We start from the raw sequence: 17544 nt of genomic DNA on the forward strand, positions 1-17544 counted from the left end.
CAATAAAAAATAATCATCAATTAACTTTTTTGTTTTTATAAATTAATTAATTTTGCATTATGCTATGCTTGACATAACGGAGGGACTTTTTCGGAGGGGAATGCGGGAAGTCTTAATTTTCATTGTTAAGGTGTTTGATTGCCAATTTCAGTTATATCCAAATATTGTATGTAGTCCTACTGAGACTATGGTACGGCAGGAACACCAACCGCAATTACAAAATTGTTTAACATTAAATATAAGAATGTGTATTATGGTAAAAAAGTTAACATTTATCTTGCTATTTTCTCTAATAGGGATTAGCTTGATCGTTGCCCAAAACGTAAAAGTGACGGGAACGGTTACTTCAGGAGATGATGGATTACCTATTATCGGAGCTTCCATCGTAATTAAAGGTACTACACTCGGTACGGTAACGGACTATGACGGAAAATTCACATTAGAAGTCCCGTCAAATGCCAAAGTTCTTCAAATTTCATTTGTAGGAATGAAAACTCAGGAAGTCGGAGTGAAACCCGTTATCACGGTCGTTTTACAATCTGACGTGGAAAATCTGGATGAAGTTGTCGTAACAGCCCAAGGATTGACCCGTAAAGAGAAATCATTAGGGTATGCGACCCAACAAGTCAAAGCGGAAGAACTCCAAGCCGTTAGACAGACAGATTTAAATAATGCTTTGGTCGGCAAGATTTCAGGAGTCCGTTTTATGGGTGGTTCCGGCGCGACATTTGATGCCGGAAAAATCGTATTGCGTGGGACAACCGGCTTGACAGATGTAACAGGATCAGAGCCTTTGTACGTTGTCGACGGAGTCATTTCAAACGCCAACGCAATCAATATGGATGACGTCGAGTCAGTCAACGTGTTGAAAGGCCCGGCAGCAACAGCGCTATATGGAGCCCGTGGTGGCAACGGAGCCATCATCATCACCACAAAAGGGATAAAAGGTGATAATATGGAATTTAATGTGAGCCATACGATCTCTTGGGAAAAGCCCTATATCCACGCAGACATTCAAAAAGATTACGGTGGTGGTAACCTGGGAGCGAAAGGAGAAATGTATACATTCAATTACGACCCCGCCAAACATCCGGAATATCTGCAACAATTGAACGGCGTGAAATATTTCGATTACGGTTCGGACGCAAGTTGGGGCCCCGCTTTCGATGGCCGGGAATATGCTCCCTGGTATGCATGGGACCCCACTCACCCCAAGTTCGGACAAACAGCAAAATGGGAGTACAAAATGGATCCGAACGACTTGTTCGATACAGGTTTGACCAACACAACCAACCTCTCATTCGCCCGCTCAGGCAAAGACTATATGACACGTATATCTTTTACGAACTCCGCTCGTGACGGTATCGCCCCAAACAGTGACGCCGTTCGTCGTTTCCTTTCTGCAAAAACGCAATTTAAACCGGTGGACCGTCTGACGGTTTCTTTAGATTACAAATATACATATCGCAAGAACCACAATGCAGCCAAGGAAGGTTACGGAGGAGAAGGCAACGTGCTCTACTCTTACCTGCAATGGGGACAAACCAACCTCGACATAAACGATCTGCGGAACTACAAACGACCGGACGGAACGTTTTATGCCTGGAACATCAAAAGCCCGACAAACACCGATGCCAACTTCCACGACAACCCGTTTGCTCTATATAACGAGATCAACAAATCCGAAATTTATCAGTGGAATGTGTTCAGTGCTGACGCACAACTCGATCTCCCGTGGAATTTGAAAGCAGGAGTCAGAATGAACGGAAATATCCGTAACTATTTCAAGGATTTCGAAATGCCTTTCAACTTTCTTGACCAGGTTCCTCGTCTGGAAGAAGAACAAAACTCTTTGATCGATTTACAGGTACAAGGACGTTTGACTTGGAGCGACCGTTTTATCGACGACCGCCTGTCCGTAGACGCAGCCCTCTTCCTTGAAAACAGGAACTACACCTATAAGGTCACTACCGCTTTCACACGTGACGGTCTGACACAAGACGACTTTTTCTCTACAGCCGGTTCGATAGGACTTCCGGGTGGTAGCACATCCAAAACAGAGATGAAGGAACAAAGCATATACGGTACCGGAACACTCGGATGGGACGACACTTACTATTTCGACTTCTCCCTGCGCAATGACTGGACTTCCACATTGCATCCCGACAAAAACAGTTACCTGTACGGCGGCGTTTCCGTAGCAGCGATAGCCAGCAACTGGTTTAAAGATGCCGCACCATGGCTTAATTTCTGGAAGATACGTGCTTCCATGGCACAGGTAGGTTCTACCATGAGCGCTTATAACGTATATCCGACCTATAAGGTGAAAAACGGTTCCGGCACATTAATCAAATACGGCTCATTGTCCAATATGTGGAACGATGCGAATCTCAAAGACCCGTATATCAGACCGACTATTTCAACATCCTACGAAGTCGGTACGGAATTCAGATTACTGGACAACAGGATCTGGGGAGACTTCAACTTCTACAATCGTGATTCAAAAGATCAGATCATCAATGTCAACACGACTCCCGCCAGCGGTTATACCAGCCGTAAAATGAATGCAGGCTTGATCCGCAACCGAGGTTTCGAACTGAGCTTAGGTGGCGCTCCTATACAGACAAAAGACTGGGGTTGGGAAATCAATGCCAACATCTCAAAGAACAACAACACACTGGAAGAGTTGGCTGACGGCTTGGATTCATACCGGATCACTTATATGGGACTGATGACCTATATCTACACATATGCAGAAGTAGGCAAACCGATCGGTGTCATCCGTGGATCAGGTTGGGAAAGAGACGATAACGGCAATTTGATCCTGCACAAACTGACCAATCCGAGCCAGATTGCCAAATATGGCGAATACATCCCCGGAATGGAATCAAATGCAGAAAAAGAATTAGGTAACGTTCAGCCGGACTTCACCGGCGGATTCTCGACCTCCGTTCGTTTCAAAAACTTCCGTTTAGGCGCTTCATTCGACTTCCAGATCGGTGGTAACATTGCTTCCTTCACCAACGAAAACGGAGAAGGTTCCGGTATTTTGTCATCTACGACCGGACGGAACGACAAAGGCAACCCCATCCGTAACCCGTTATCAGAAGGTGGTGGTGTCCGTTTGGATGGTGTCGTAGCCAATGCCGACGGTTCTTATAGCCCGGTAACAACTTATATCGATGCCCAATATTATTTCCAAAGCATGAAGTCCACATTGTTCGAAGACTATGTATATGATGCAAGCTACTTGAAGTTGCGCGAATTGTCGTTGACATATGACGTTCCGTCCACCTTCCTGAAAAAGACACGTACAGGTGTCAAAAAAGCAAGCGTGGCATTCGTAGCTCAGAACCCCTGGTTGATTTGTTCGGGCGTGCCTAATATCGACCCGTCGGAAGCAGGTAATGCTTATTGGGGCTTCTTGGAAGACGGCCAAGCAGCAGCGACCCGTTCGTTTGGCTTTACTGTAAATCTCACTTTCTAAATTTATAAGGAGGAATTATATATGAACAAAATAAAATCATTGATATGCGCATTGACCGGCGCAATAACATTATCCGGTTGCGGGGATTTCGGTGACACCAATATCGACCCCAACAACCCGTCCCAGCCCAATGCAAGTTTTATGTTTGCATATGCTTGCAAAACGATTCCGAATTTCACATTGACCGGTACCTACAATCCCTGGAACCAGTTGTATCCCCAATACTTGTCGGAACGTAAGACAATCCAGCATTCGACTTTCTTACAATCCAACTACGGTATCGGGACCTTCTATACGGAACCGTTACGAAATCTGGAAACAATCATCAAGTTGAATACGGATGAAGCGACCCGTAACGAATCATACGTCGTAGCCTTCGGAAGCACGGAAAACCAGATAGCAGCCTGCCGGACATTACGTGCATTCATTTATATGCACCTGACAGACGCCTTAGGTATGCTCCCCTACTCGGAAGCCCTGAAAGGAGACGACGGCAATTTCACTCCTAAATATGACACACAAGAATTCATTTACACGGATCTGGATAAAGAGTTGACAGAAGCCTATTCACAATTTAATGAAAGCGGCACATTAAGCAAGGATTACGACATACTCTATAACGGGAACATCGGCTATTGGAAAAAGCTGAATGCTTCCATTCGTATGATGATGGCGATCAAGTTGTCCGATGTCGCTCCCGATACCGGCAAAGAACGTTTCAGCCGGGCTTATGCCGATGGTGGTATGACCGACAATGCAGAACGGTTGGAATACAAATATCTGGCAGAATCGGCCAATGAAAATCCCTTATACAACAACATCGTCGTACAAGGCCGGGAAGACTTCGCTCCATCCAAAACATTATTAGATCAGCTGATCGCTTATAATGACCCGCGTCTCGAAGCTTATGCCGATCCTAACAGTGAAGGCAAATATGACGGGATGCCGTTCGGTATCACCATCAGCGAGTTACCCGACTACACGAATGTAACGGCCATTTTCGATGAACGTTATTATAAGCAAAATTCACCTATGGTAGTCATTTCTCCCTCCCACATCCTGTTGATCCAAGCAGAAGCAGCCTTAAGAGGATGGATTTCAGCCGATGCCGAAAAGTTGTACAAAAGCGGGGTTACCGCATCATTCGACCAGTATGGCCTGACTGACAAAATCGATGAATATCTTGCACAACCCCAGATCGCTTTTACGGGTTCTGCTACCGAAAAGATTGAAAAAATAGCCATGCAACGTTGGTTGGCCAACTTCATGCAAGACGGCTTTGAAGCTTGGTCGGACTGGCGTCGTCTGAATGTTCCGAAGCTGAAACCGGGTCCGGGATCTACCGCTCCACACATTCCTTATCGTAAAGTCTACGACACACCGGATTTCAACTCGAATAAGGACAACTATGACGCAGCCATCGCCCTACAGGGTCCGGATACAGACGACACACGTGTATGGTGGGATGTCGCTCCTAATGATTGATAGCTTAATAACTAATATACCAGACCAAGACTTGACACACTTTTTATAAACATTTTTGACCAGGGTCTGTAGTGATACGGACCCTGGTGTTTTTTTATAAAGTTCCTCCCCAAAAAGTGTTGCCTGCCGCGGTGCGGATGTCCGGTAGAACGATCTATATAAAAACACAATACCCGGCAAATACTTAATTTACCGGGTATTGCTTTCAAACCATGTGATTCCGGAGCGATTCGAACGCTCGACCCACGCCTTAGAAGGGCGTTGCTCTATCCAGCTGAGCTACGGAACCATCCTTATTTGCGGTGCAAAGGTAGTATTATTATTTAAATACACAAAGGCTTTATGCCATTTTTTCACTTTAGAGGATATAAACCGGTATTCCTATCAGAAGCACTTCCGCCTCGTCAATTTGGACATAACGATCACTCACAACATTCACAAAGCAATACGCCACTGGATAATAACAGGTTAGAGCTTCTTTTTCACAACATCCTTTCCTTCACATCATCCACAACCTTCACACCACACTGCGATTCCATCTTCTATCCATTGCATTATCGAACCATCATATTTTGATCAGCCGGTAACAATTTCCGCGTCTGGTGTGCACACATCGCAGGCCGGAAGCGTTCAAGGTACGGGCGAAGGCCAATGAGGAGCGATTGCTGAATTTTCGTCCGGAAGTTACGGATATATAATCCAGCAACTCGACAGCCGTATACAATTCAAAATCCTCATCACTCCCCGGAACACGGAAATAGCTGTAGAGATATTGTATTTCAAGAGGGAGCTGCTGAAAATCCATATTCGCCTGCTCCATTGCCAGCTCCTCCTCCTTGTCCAGCCAATAACGTTCCCCGTTACGGATAGCGGCAAGCGCCTGAGCATACAGCTGCCCATAATCGGGAGGAGTCGAGATGTCGATCGCACCGTTCACCTTCACACAAAGATATCGCCTGCTCCCGGTCGGGTCTGTCAGCAAGTCCATCGGATTAGCCGTTGCCGAGAACGAAGCGAGCCGCCTCATCTGCCGGAACGTCTTTTGATGCGGAGCACGTACTTTCAAGTCGGGTTTCTGGATAAGATGTTTCAAATCGGCCTGATACTTACGGCCTAACCGATCGAACTCATCAATCGTGATCAACAGGTTACGCGCCATCAGCAACTCCGCTTCCGCCTTGTTCTCCAGATTGATACTTTCCGCATGATATTCCTGCAAAGACGGAGGCAGCAACAGACGGAAGAAAACCGATTTCGATATTCCTTGCCCGCCGACCAATACCGGGACCAAACTATTCGCATACAGCCGGTCGCGCTTATACCAATGCGCCACCATGCTGAGGAACCAGATGTAAAACCGGTCACGCCACAGCCGGTCACCCGTCGGAACCGTGTCGGCAAGCGGACGTATCCGGTCTTTACCGTCCCATTCCGGCAACTGGCCTAAAAACGATTCCAGCGGATTATAGGCCGGAACCCGCGGGGAATAGAGATACCGGCGCACATCCTTATCCCATATTTCCAGCCCTTCTTCCATCGCATTCAGACAAATCCCATTCAGCACCTCGGGCGTAACCGGACGAAAATGGAAACAAAACGATTGCCGTTCACGATATTCCACCTCGTCGCGTATCTCATTCTTACGGAACTCATACCGGCGTTTCAGGAACTCCTCCATCCTGACCAGCAAATTCATGGAGGGCGGGACGCAAGGTTTCCGCCCGAACACCTTCCGGCTGTCATACACATTATGCACGGTCAGCCGTACCAGCCGTTCATCGCTCCTATAATAAGTATGGAAATAGACCCATTTCACCACATCTTCTTCCGGGATTCCGGAAGCGAAACACAATTCCGCCACAGCAACCAGAAACCCTTTCGGCTCCTCCTCCTGCCAACCGGCCCCTTTCTCGCGAATCACTTGCGCCAGACAGTTCTCAAACATCATCTCAATCTTTTTATGCCGTTCGAATCCCGGCAGGACACGGTCGAGCGGATCGTCCGAACGCTCGACCAGCTCTGTGTATCCCGGTTCCTCCGGCATCCCTGCGGGTTGTTCCATCCGTACGGGCTGCGCTTCGGGATTGTAGAAACATCCCGGATCGAAAGAGAGGCGGCATCCCCCGTCAAGCAGAGGTTCCCGATGTGTGACGGCACGCTGCAACTGCGTCTCGAAATGCAGCACCGCACGCCGATAAGCGTGGGCATGAAAGCAAGCCGCCTTTTCCTCCGTCTCCGGCAGGCGCCCGTCCGGCAACGTGTACCTCACAACCACTTTCACGCTCTGTCCGCCGGCCCCGACAAAAGCCAATAGCGGTTGGTTATACAAAACCAGGCGATCCCGTATCCGCCCGGCCTCCTCCACACTTGCCAAACGGTCTATCACAACCAGCACCAGCCCGTTGTAATGACGCCAAAGACGATCCTTATAACCGGAAGAGAAAATTACAGACGGGATTTTCCCCGCTTCAACCGGACGGCTACCAGGCGAGCAATACGGAATCGACTGCCGCAAGGACAACACGGCGTTTTCCCTTTTCCCGTCTTTCAACATTTCTACTACAGCCTGGAGCTCCATCAACTTATGGCTGCCGCCATTTCCTTTTACCCACGTAACTTTCATCCGACCTCCTCCTTATTCGCCAATACATAAACCGCCACTTTCGGTCCCCCCAACCGCAGGATATTCCCTCCGGCTTTCAAGCGGTTCAAATCCGCCTGCGCCTGATAGCGGGAGCAAGCATTCAGTCCCATGCAGGTAGAGCTTCTGATTTCGCCGTTTCGCCGGAGATACCGCAAGATACGCGCCAGCCGCTCTTCCTCCGGAAACGCGTCCTGCTTCCGGAAGCGGGAAGCCCGTTCGAACTTCATCAGGTCCATTCTACGCCTCAACGATTTGGCAGCCCTGAATACCACACGCGAAAAACGAATACTTTCCGCCCGTATATCCTTTGCATCGGAAACAGGCGGACAAGAGGCCGTCGCCTCGAATATTCCGATGTCTTCCAGCTCGACACGGTCTCCATCGGAGAGAGCGCCGACCATCTCTTCTTTGAACAGGGACATGATACCTTCCACTTCGCCGGCATTAAAGGTGCTTCGTTCGGCAATCCGCCGGCATAAATCCTTAAAGGACAGCACATCCCGGTCCACGATCCGCACATGTAAAACAGGTTTCGCGCCTGTTTCGACCAGAGAGGAAGGGGGATTTTTGAAAAACTGATACTTTGCAGCCATTCTTTGTTGTTATTTGTTTACTCCCTCTATCCTTAGACATTAAGAGTGTATTTATATTGATTTAAGATCAACGCCACATCTCATTCGATTTGCGACCTATATGGAAAAGCCTTGCGATATATATGGAGAAAGAGAGCGACATAGTTCGTCAAGCTTTGCGACATGGGAGACAAGGCGACTCATACGTGTGTAAAGATATAAAATATATCGGACAAATCCTTAGATTTTCAAGAGAAATGCAATAAACAACAGAAGTTTCCGGGAATGTGAAAGCAGTGAAGGACGTGAAGGTTCGCATAGCGGTTAAAATAGCGCATATCGACATGATTAACAATTGCTTGTATATACGTGGAAGATGTGAATGTTTTCGAGTATCAGAACGGATAACCCACCGCAAAATGCCAAGCGAAATTGCGGCCAAAGTTCGGATGCAGGATGGCCCATTTCCTTTTGCCGCTTTCCTGAGGGTTATAGGCTTTCATGCCGGTATCGAAGCGGATCAGGAAGAAATCGAAATCGAGGCGGAGGCCTAATCCGTAAGAGACGGCAATCTCCTTGTAGAAGCGGGAAAAATCGAAGTTGCCGTTCGGACGGCTCTTATCCTTATGGAAAGTCCAGATATTACCGGCATCGATAAAGGCGGCCATCTCGAATTTCCAGAATAGTTTCGTGCGGTATTCCAAATTCAAATCCAGACGGATATCACCGATCTGCTGGGCAAAGGACTTGACCGAATCGATCGGCATGCTACCCGGACCGAGCGAGCGGACAGACCAGCCGCGGAGACTATTGGCGCCTCCTGAGAAATAGCTGCGCTCGAACGGCAACATCTTCGAGTTGCCATACGGGTAACCGACCCCGACCCCGGCATGGAAAGCCAGCTTGTTACGGCTGTCCAGCACGATACTTTTGCTGAAATCCACATCGCCTTTCACAAACTGGGCATAATTAATTCCGAACAATTCATATCGTCCTCCATTATCCTTATCCGCTCCCGTTAGGTTGGAAAGAGCATATAGCAAGTTTCCGGCCATCTCGAACGAGAAACGGATGGAATGGGTATTTCTCAGACGATTCTGAGGATCGTAGTTGTTAAAAGAGTAGGTATAACCCGTACCGACAATAAACTGGTCGGTAAAATTATAGAGCAACGTGGATTCAGGCAAATCCTTTTTAAAGGTAGAATCGACCTTCGGCAAGTGCACATAGTCGATATCCAACAACTTGAACACATGGCGTGCCTGCATATTGCTCCGCTCCTGCCAGATATAATTCCATCCGGCAGAGACGATGGCTCTTTTGAACTCCGGACGTGTCTGTACGCTATAGCTCACCTTCAGTTCGGTCGTTGCACGAATCTTACGACGGAAATTCTCATGCAGGAAGGGGAACAGGAAACGGGGGAACAAGACAGACGCCTCCGCACCGAACTCCCAAAAGTTGTTTCCTTCCGACTGGCTGCCTGACAACGCCTCATAAGCACCACGGATTTTGGCCGAGAAAACCTCCGAGCCCTTGAACAAGTTCCGGTGCTGATAGTTCAAACTCGAAGCAAAGCCAAAATCCCCTGCCGAGTTCGTCCCTTCCAGATCGACCCCGAAACCTTGCAACTTGGCGGGAGAAGTCAGGATCGTACAATTGAGCTTCATCGTGTCGTTCTCTTCGACCTCCGAAAAGCGGATATTCACATTGCGCAAAGCACGCAACGTGGCAAACGAAGAATAGGTCTGCTCCACCGTCCGCTCGTTATACAGGCGTCCCGGCATGATATAATTGCTCTTGCGCAAAACTCCGGGACGGATGCTTCTGCCGTTCTTGCCGTACAGGATATCGATACCGCCAGTCCGGACCGTATCGTAAGGCAACGCGTTGTTTTCCTCCAACGTCAACGGATCGTAATCGGTCACGATCGAAACGTCTTTAATGTAATACCGGCGATGCAACGTGTCGACCACCGTCCCGTCGGGCTTCTGCAAACGGTAGGGTTTCAGCAACATGTCCAGATCCACGATATTGCGGTTCAATGAGCTATCGGCAATATAAGACAGGTAATCCCGGTTGAAGGCATAATACCCCCGCCGCCGGAGCAAAGTCGTGAGGCGTTGCCGCTCCTTGTCCAGTACATCGCGGTCAAACAGGGCGCTGTCTTTTATCAGGGAAGTATAATCGTCGGAATAAGTACGGAAAGCCGAAGCCAGGACGGAACGGTGGGGCGGTTTGAGTTTGGCGATGCTGTCGATCTTCGGATCGTTCAAATCCACCGAATAGTCATGGATGCGGTAAGGGATGTTAGGGACGATCTTATAGGTCACAACCGCCTTTTTGCTTCGCGAAGTATCGATAGAAGCCGAGACTTCGGCATTCATATATCCTTTATTGATGAAGAAACGTTTCAACTCGTCGACCGATTGCGTTACCAGCGCCGTATCCAGGATAACGGGCGCCTCCCCCATCCGGCGAAGCTGTTTATTGATCCATTTCTTCTCGTTCCGGCCCGACCAGTCGTACACGAACAACTGCCATTTCATCAACCCGAATGCCTTAAAGTTGGGCTGCTGGCGCAAATAAGGCTTCAAATCGCCGGTTTTATACGTCTTGCCATCCGACACGATCTCCACTTTGTCCAGCAGGTATTCTCCCTCGCCCACATATTTCGTCGAGCTACAGGAGAAGAACAGCAATAGGAAAAAAATGAAATATAGTGTCCGGATTCCCTTCATCATTCAAGCTTTTACGCACGCAAATGTAAAAATAAAATGTGGTTTATGTTTTATCATTTATCATTTATCAATGGCACATAAATCATAAATCATAAAAACCTATTACCTTTGCCGCATAAAAAGAGGAAAGATGCTAAGCAAGGGGAAAGTCAAATACATCCATTCGTTAGAAATGAAGAAACACCGGAACGAACTGAATGCATTCGTTGCCGAAGGGAACAAACTGGTGGCCGACATGATGTTTGCTTTCGAATGCGAACTGATTCTCGCCAAACCCTCCTGGATGGCGATGCAGGGAAACATTCCGGCGAAAGAATTGTTGGAAGCGGAAGACGAAGACATCCGCAAAGCCAGTTTCCTGAAAAACCCGCAGGATGTACTCGCCGTGTTCAAACGTCCGGACTGGTCGCTCGACGAAGCCGATCCTTCCTCATCGCTCGTTTTAGCTTTGGACGGCATACAAGATCCGGGGAATCTCGGAACCATCATACGGCTTGCCGACTGGTTCGGCATCGAACATATCGTTTGCAGCCCCGACACCGCGGATGTCTTCAGCCCGAAAACCGTACAGGCCACAATGGGCGCACTGGCACACGTTAAAGTCCATTATACGGAACTGGAAGACTACCTGAAAAAACAGGCGGTGAAGCAGGTTCCGTTGTTCGGCACATTCCTCGACGGAGAAAACATGTACACGAAGGAATTGTCGGCAAACGGAATCATCGTGATGGGGAACGAGGGGAACGGAATACGCCCGCAAATAGGAGAGCTGATCGACCGGAAACTCTACATTCCTAGCTTTCCACCCGAAAGAGAGACATCAGAGTCTTTGAATGTAGCCATCGCTACGGCCGTCATCTGCGCCGAATTCCGCCGTCGTCAGGGGAATGCCGGCCAATAACAACAAACAAGCCGCTTCGCCGATCGCGGCCGCTTGCGGAAGCCCTAACTCCCGACAGGCATCGAAACCGGGTTCCATCAGCATGAGACTTTTGGCCCGTAGGCATGTAACTTTAGTTTCTCCGGCATGCAACTCTTTCCCGACTTCCACCACCGGAAAAAGGATGCCGTCATAGAACTCGGTCCCTGCAATCTCGCTGTCCAGCGGATAGACACCGGCCAAACATCCCTCGTCGTCCAACTCGACGTAATGCATTCGGAAAAGTCCGTTCCAATACACGTAATGGGAAGCGACTCTGCGCATATTGCTCTCTATTTCACCTCCTGTTTCCGCACGGCAGACGAATCTTTTGCCATATCGGTCAGGCGGCCGTAATTATATTTCATGAGGCTCAGGCTATCCAGATAGACCTTGTAGTAAGAGGAGTCGGCATTGTTCATAAAGATATACCCGTACACGCGTTTGACCTGCTTGGTAGGAACCGTCTTCAAAACGGTTTCGTGATAGCCATCGCGAAGCACCTTGTCATTGACGGTCACGATTGTATCGCCCTGGTCGGCGCTCATGCGTATTTCCGGTTGATACGTCATATTCTTGTTGATGCCCCAGACATTCATGCCCAAGACAAACGAACTGCCGGACGAATAGTTCGTTTCCGGCTTGATGTCGAACGTCACACCGTTAAACAAAGCATCGGGTTCCAATCTCAAAGAGGTACGGCGAGGCCAGATATCCACCGAATCCTGTTTGGAAACAGGGGCCGCCGAAGCCTGCACATCGCCCAACGCTTGTTGCCGTTTATTCAAATCGGCCAGCACGCGGTCATACACCTTCATATAAATATCCAGATGCCGTCCATACCAAACGAGCGAACTATCGTACTCGGCCTGCGTGATATCATATTTGCGGAAGATGGACCGGTATAAGGCCTCTTTGCGGGCATCATCGGAAAACTCCTTGGCGTCCAGGCTGATCATGGCTTCCGCCAATTGCATATCCACCTGTACGGCCTGCATCTTCTTTTCCGAAAGAATATCATCCGGTACTTTGCTACAGGCAACCAGCCAGGTTGCCAGCAACAAAACGACACTATATCTATGCAGCCTGTTCCGCATCAATTCTTTTATTTTTCTTTTGAGAGACTTGTCGACAATGTATGACGATAGAACAGCAACAACAAAAAGACGCCTACGCAAATCGCCGAATCGGCCAAGTTAAAGATCGGACGGAAAAAGATGAACTCCTCTCCTCCCCACACCGGAATCCATCCGGGCAACACCGTCTGTATCAAAGGGAAATAGAACATATCCACCACTTTCCCGTGCAACCAACCGGCATAACCGCCCCCCTCCGGCATAAACGAGGCGACCTGCCCGAAGCTATGATCGAACACTACCCCATAGAATATGGAGTCGATGATATTCCCGATAGCCCCCGCAAAGATCAACGAGATACAAGCGATAAAGCCAAAGGTGTAATTCTGTTTCACCAGCTTATAGAGGTAATAACCGATAAAACCGACGGCCACGATGCGGAATACCGACAAAAAAAGTTTGCCGATCACTTCTATCCCGAAAGCCATTCCCGGATTCTCGGTGAAGTACAGATAAAACCACGGGGTGATTTCAATGCTCTCATGCAATTGCATGTGAGTCTTAATCCATATTTTAAGAGCCTGGTCAAGAATAAGGAGCAGCATCACAATCAACGCTGCTCCCCAACCTTTGGAATATCTCATTTACTTGGCACCTCCCTGTTTAGCTTCGATACTCAACGTAGCGTGAGGTACTGCACGTAATCTTTCTTTCGGGATCAATTTACCGGTCTCGCGGCAAATACCGTATGTCTTATTCTCAATCCGGATCAATGCCGCCTGCAAGTTCTGGATAAACTTCATCTGGCGTTGTGCCAAACGACCGGCCTCTTCCTTCGATAAAGTCGCAGCACCTTCCTCCAATACTTTAAACGTAGGAGACGTATCGGCGACATCATTGCCGTCAGAATTGGTGACACCGGATCTCAACAGGTCATAATCTTTTTTCGCCTTTTCCAGCTTTTCCAATATTATGGCGCGGAACTCCTCGAGTTCGGCATCCGAATATCTTGTCTTTTCTGCCATGGTTCATTTAAATTAATAATTAACAATCAAGAATGAATAATGAATAATTCAACAATGAGAAAGATTTCCTTTTCTCTTGCCCACAAATATAAGCAATTCTTCCATTGTTCATTATTAATTATTCATTATTCATTGAATATTTATGCTTTTTCGATCCGGACCGAAAGCTTGAAGTCTTCGAAATCCATCTCGGTCGCGTCGCTGATCACATCCGTAATTTCCACTGATACAGCCAACACCTGGTTTGCGATATAGGAATTGAAGTCCTTGATCGCCTCGTCCATCCCATCGTTCGAAAGGACAGTGACGGATATTTTGTCGGTGATGTCATAACCACTGCTCTTACGCAGGTTCTGGATACGGTTTACCAACTCACGCGCCAGCCCTTCCTTGCGGAGGTTTTCCGTCACGGTGATATCCAGCGCCACCGTCAAGCGGCCTTCGTTCGCAACCAACCAGCCCGGTATGTCTTCGGAGATGATTTCGACGTCTGCACGTTCGATCATCGCCTCCTGTCCTTCAACGGTCAGCGTGAACGTTCCGGCTTTCTCGAACGCATTGATTTCGTCCTGGCTCATCGCCTGGATAGCGGCGGCCAATGCCTTCATGATCTTGCCGTAACGCGGGCCCAGCTTCTTGAAGTCCGGCTTGATCTTCTTCACTAAAATACCGGCGGCATTATCGACAAACTTCAGTTCCTTCACATTGACCTCGTTCAAGATCAGTGCTTTCACGGCTTCGATGCTTTCCTGCTGGTGGGCATCCACAACCGGGACCATGATGGTTTGAAGCGGCTGACGCACCTTGATGTTCACCTTACGGCGCAAAGCCAGCACCATAGAAGACACATCCTGAGCCATCTGCATACGTTCTTCCAGGTCCTTGTCGATCATTGCCTCATTGCAAACCGGGAATTCGGACAGGTGGACAGATTCAACCTTTTCGCGTCCGGTAGCGGCGATCAGGTCACAGAACAACCGGTCTGCATAGAACGGCGCGATCGGAGCCATCAACTTGGCGACCGTTTCCAGACAGGTGTACAAAGTCTGGTAAGCGGACAACTTGTCGGTCGTCATGCCTCCACCCCAGAAACGGCGGCGGTTCAGGCGCACATACCAGTTACTCAGGTTATCGTTTACGAAATCGGAGATCGCACGTCCGGCACGGGTCGGTTCGTATGTATCCAGGAATCCATCCACATCCTTTACCAACGAATTCAGCAACGACAGAATCCAACGGTCGATTTCGGGACGTTCTTTCCAATCCACATCCGGTTCGGAATAATCGAAACCGTCCACATTCGCATACAAGGCGAAGAACGAATATGTATTATATAATGTACCGAAGAACTTGCGGCGAACTTCTTCGATACCGTCGATATCAAACTTGATGTTATCCCACGGAGAGGCATTCGTAATCATGTACCAGCGCAAAGGATCGGAACCGTACTGTTCGATCGTGGCGAACGGATCGACGGCGTTGCCCAGGCGTTTGGACATCTTGTTGCCATTCTTGTCCAGCACCAAGCCGTTCGAAACGACGGCTTTATACGACACGCTATCGAATACCATCGTAGCGATCGCATGTAATGTGAAGAACCATCCGCGTGTCTGGTCGACGCCTTCGGCGATGAAATCGGCCGGATAAACCTTGCGGTCGTCGAAGATTTCCTTGTTCTCGAACGGATAATGAATCTGAGCATAAGGCATCGCGCCGGAATCGAACCATACGTCGATCAGGTCGGTCTCGCGCTTCATCGGCTTACCGCTTTCGGAAACCAGGATCACATCATCCACATACGGACGGTGCAGGTCGATCTTTTCGTAGTTTTCCTTCGTATATTCGCCCGGTTGGAATTTCAATTCCTTGTAGGGGTTGGACTCCATCAGCCCGGCTTTTACGGATTTCTCAATTTCATTGTACAGTTCTTCAACCGAACCGATGCAGATTTCTTCCGTCCCGTCTTCGGTACGCCAAATAGGCAACGGCGTTCCCCAGTAGCGACTACGGCTCAGGTTCCAGTCCTGAAGGTTTTCCAACCATTTGCCGAAACGTCCCGTGCCGGTGCTCTGCGGTTTCCAATTGATCGTATTGTTCAGTTCGATCATCCGTTCGCGGCAAGCGGTCGTGCGGATAAACCAGCTATCCAGCGGATAGTACAACACAGGCTTGTCCGTACGCCAACAATGCGGATAGTTGTGCACATGCTTCTCGATGCGGAACACACGGTTCTGCGCTTTCAGCATCATGCAGATTTCGATATCCAGCGTTTCGTCTTTTTCGCCTTTGGTCGCATCATAAGCGTTCTTCACGAACTTACCCTGCCACGGGTCGTAGTCGGCCGCATTCATGTGCTCCTGTACATATTCGGGATCGAGGTCTTCCAACAGATAGAACTTACCTGTCATATCGACCATCGGACGGCGGTTCCCGTCTTTGTCGATCATCATCAAAGGAGGTACGCCGCTTGCTTTTGCCACACGGTCGTCATCCGCACCGAAAGTCGGAGCGATATGTACGATACCCGTACCATCTTCAACCGTCACATAGTCGCCGGTGATTACCCGGAAAGCGCCTTCGCCCGGATTGACCCACGGGATCAGTTGCTCGTAGCGCATGCCGGCCAGTTCCGGACCTTTCCATTCGCCGACCACTTTGAACGGCACCAGTTTGTCGCCCGGTTTATAATCGGCCAGAGCCATATCAGCTGCTTTCGGATTGAAATACACATTCAACAAGTCCTTAGCCAAAACAGCCGTCATCGGCATGCCCGTGTACGGATTATAAGTCTGGACAGCCACATAAGTAAAATTCGGGCCTACGCAAAGAGCCGTGTTGGAAGGCAATGTCCACGGAGTAGTCGTCCATGCCAGGAAGAACGGTTCGCCGAACTCCGCCATCTCCGGTTTCGGATCGAGAATGCGGAACTGGGCCGTACAAGTCGTATCCTTCACGTCACGATAGCAGCCCGGCTGGTTCAGCTCATGCGAGCTAAGACCGGTTCCGGCAGCCGGCGAATACGGCTGGATCGTGTACCCTTTGTAAAGCAATCCTTTCTTATACAGTTCCTTCAGCAGGTACCACAATGTTTCGATATAACGGTTGTCGTAAGTGATATACGGGTTTTCAAGGTCGACCCAATATCCCATCTTCTGTGTCAGATCCGTCCATTCCTTCGTGAACTTCATCACGTCGCGACGGCAGGCGGCATTATATTCGGCCACAGAGATCTTTTTGCCGATATCTTCCTTGGTGATACCCAATGTTTTTTCAACTCCCAGCTCTACCGGAAGTCCGTGTGTATCCCATCCCGCCTTACGGTTGACAAGATATCCTTTCATGGTCTTATAACGGCAGAAAATATCCTTAATCGAACGGGCAATCACATGGTGAATACCGGGCATACCGTTTGCAGAAGGAGGACCTTCATAAAAGACAAACGAGGGATGTCCTTCGCGGATTTCAAGACTCTTATGGAAGATGTCGCCATCCTGCCATTTCTTCAGCACCTCTTTATTGACGTTCGACAAGTCAAATTTCGAGTATTCGGCAAATTTCTTACTCATATGCGTTATATTTATCTATCTTCTCAAAA

The 17544-nt window shown here is 48.7% G+C and carries 11 protein-coding genes and 1 tRNA gene; 3 read left to right on the forward strand and 9 right to left on the reverse strand.

Going from position 1 to position 17544, the window contains the following annotated elements:
- Positions 1–253 precede the first annotated feature (253 nt).
- Positions 254–3487, forward strand: coding sequence for a SusC/RagA family TonB-linked outer membrane protein (locus tag ACW6QF_RS01435; protein WP_298551124.1), 3234 nt, complete (start codon positions 254–256; stop codon positions 3485–3487).
- 21 nt (positions 3488–3508) lie between these two features.
- On the forward strand, positions 3509–4972 hold the full coding sequence (locus ACW6QF_RS01440) for a SusD/RagB family nutrient-binding outer membrane lipoprotein (RefSeq protein WP_456086547.1): 1464 nt from the start codon (positions 3509–3511) through the stop codon (positions 4970–4972).
- A gap of 215 nt (positions 4973–5187) precedes the next feature.
- Here ACW6QF_RS01440 and ACW6QF_RS01445 read toward each other — a convergent pair.
- The 4 genes from ACW6QF_RS01445 to tamL all read right to left on the reverse strand — a co-directional run bounded on the left by ACW6QF_RS01445 (position 5188) and on the right by tamL (position 10932).
- A tRNA-Arg gene (locus ACW6QF_RS01445) sits at positions 5188–5261 on the reverse strand.
- A gap of 276 nt (positions 5262–5537) precedes the next feature.
- Positions 5538–7595, reverse strand: coding sequence for a VapE domain-containing protein (locus ACW6QF_RS01450; protein WP_456086548.1), 2058 nt, complete (start codon positions 7593–7595; stop codon positions 5538–5540).
- Positions 7592–8209, reverse strand: coding sequence for an HU family DNA-binding protein (locus tag ACW6QF_RS01455; RefSeq protein WP_298551118.1), 618 nt, complete (start codon positions 8207–8209; stop codon positions 7592–7594). The genes ACW6QF_RS01450 and ACW6QF_RS01455 overlap by 4 nt, the downstream gene beginning before the upstream one ends.
- Positions 8210–8583: 374 nt before the next feature.
- Positions 8584–10932 (reverse strand): translocation and assembly module lipoprotein TamL, encoded by a 2349-nt coding sequence (gene tamL, locus ACW6QF_RS01460; protein ID WP_456086549.1) that lies wholly within the window; start codon positions 10930–10932, stop codon positions 8584–8586.
- A gap of 127 nt (positions 10933–11059) precedes the next feature.
- On the opposite strand from tamL, the gene ACW6QF_RS01465 reads away from it, so the two are divergent.
- The gene (locus ACW6QF_RS01465) at positions 11060–11830 is read left to right on the forward strand and encodes a TrmH family RNA methyltransferase (RefSeq protein WP_456086550.1); all 771 of its coding nucleotides are present in this window, start codon (positions 11060–11062) and stop codon (positions 11828–11830) included.
- Here ACW6QF_RS01465 and ACW6QF_RS01470 read toward each other — a convergent pair.
- From ACW6QF_RS01470 to ileS, 5 genes are all read right to left on the reverse strand, one after another.
- Positions 11750–12133: a hypothetical protein gene (locus tag ACW6QF_RS01470; protein WP_456086551.1), complete on the reverse strand. Its 384-nt coding sequence runs from the start codon at positions 12131–12133 to the stop codon at positions 11750–11752. The genes ACW6QF_RS01465 and ACW6QF_RS01470 overlap by 81 nt on opposite strands.
- Positions 12134–12141: 8 nt before the next feature.
- Complete coding sequence (locus ACW6QF_RS01475) at positions 12142–12945, reverse strand: DUF4296 domain-containing protein (protein ID WP_298551111.1); 804 nt, start codon at positions 12943–12945, stop codon at positions 12142–12144.
- An 8-nt stretch (positions 12946–12953) separates the two neighbouring features.
- Complete coding sequence (locus ACW6QF_RS01480; protein ID WP_456086552.1) at positions 12954–13568, reverse strand: lipoprotein signal peptidase; 615 nt, start codon at positions 13566–13568, stop codon at positions 12954–12956.
- Complete coding sequence (locus tag ACW6QF_RS01485; RefSeq protein ID WP_005641525.1) at positions 13569–13949, reverse strand: TraR/DksA family transcriptional regulator; 381 nt, start codon at positions 13947–13949, stop codon at positions 13569–13571. It lies immediately after the preceding gene.
- A 140-nt stretch (positions 13950–14089) separates the two neighbouring features.
- Positions 14090–17515: an isoleucine--tRNA ligase gene (ileS, locus tag ACW6QF_RS01490; protein WP_456086553.1), complete on the reverse strand. Its 3426-nt coding sequence runs from the start codon at positions 17513–17515 to the stop codon at positions 14090–14092.
- Positions 17516–17544 lie beyond the last annotated feature (29 nt).

This window comes from Parabacteroides sp., assembly GCF_977054455.1.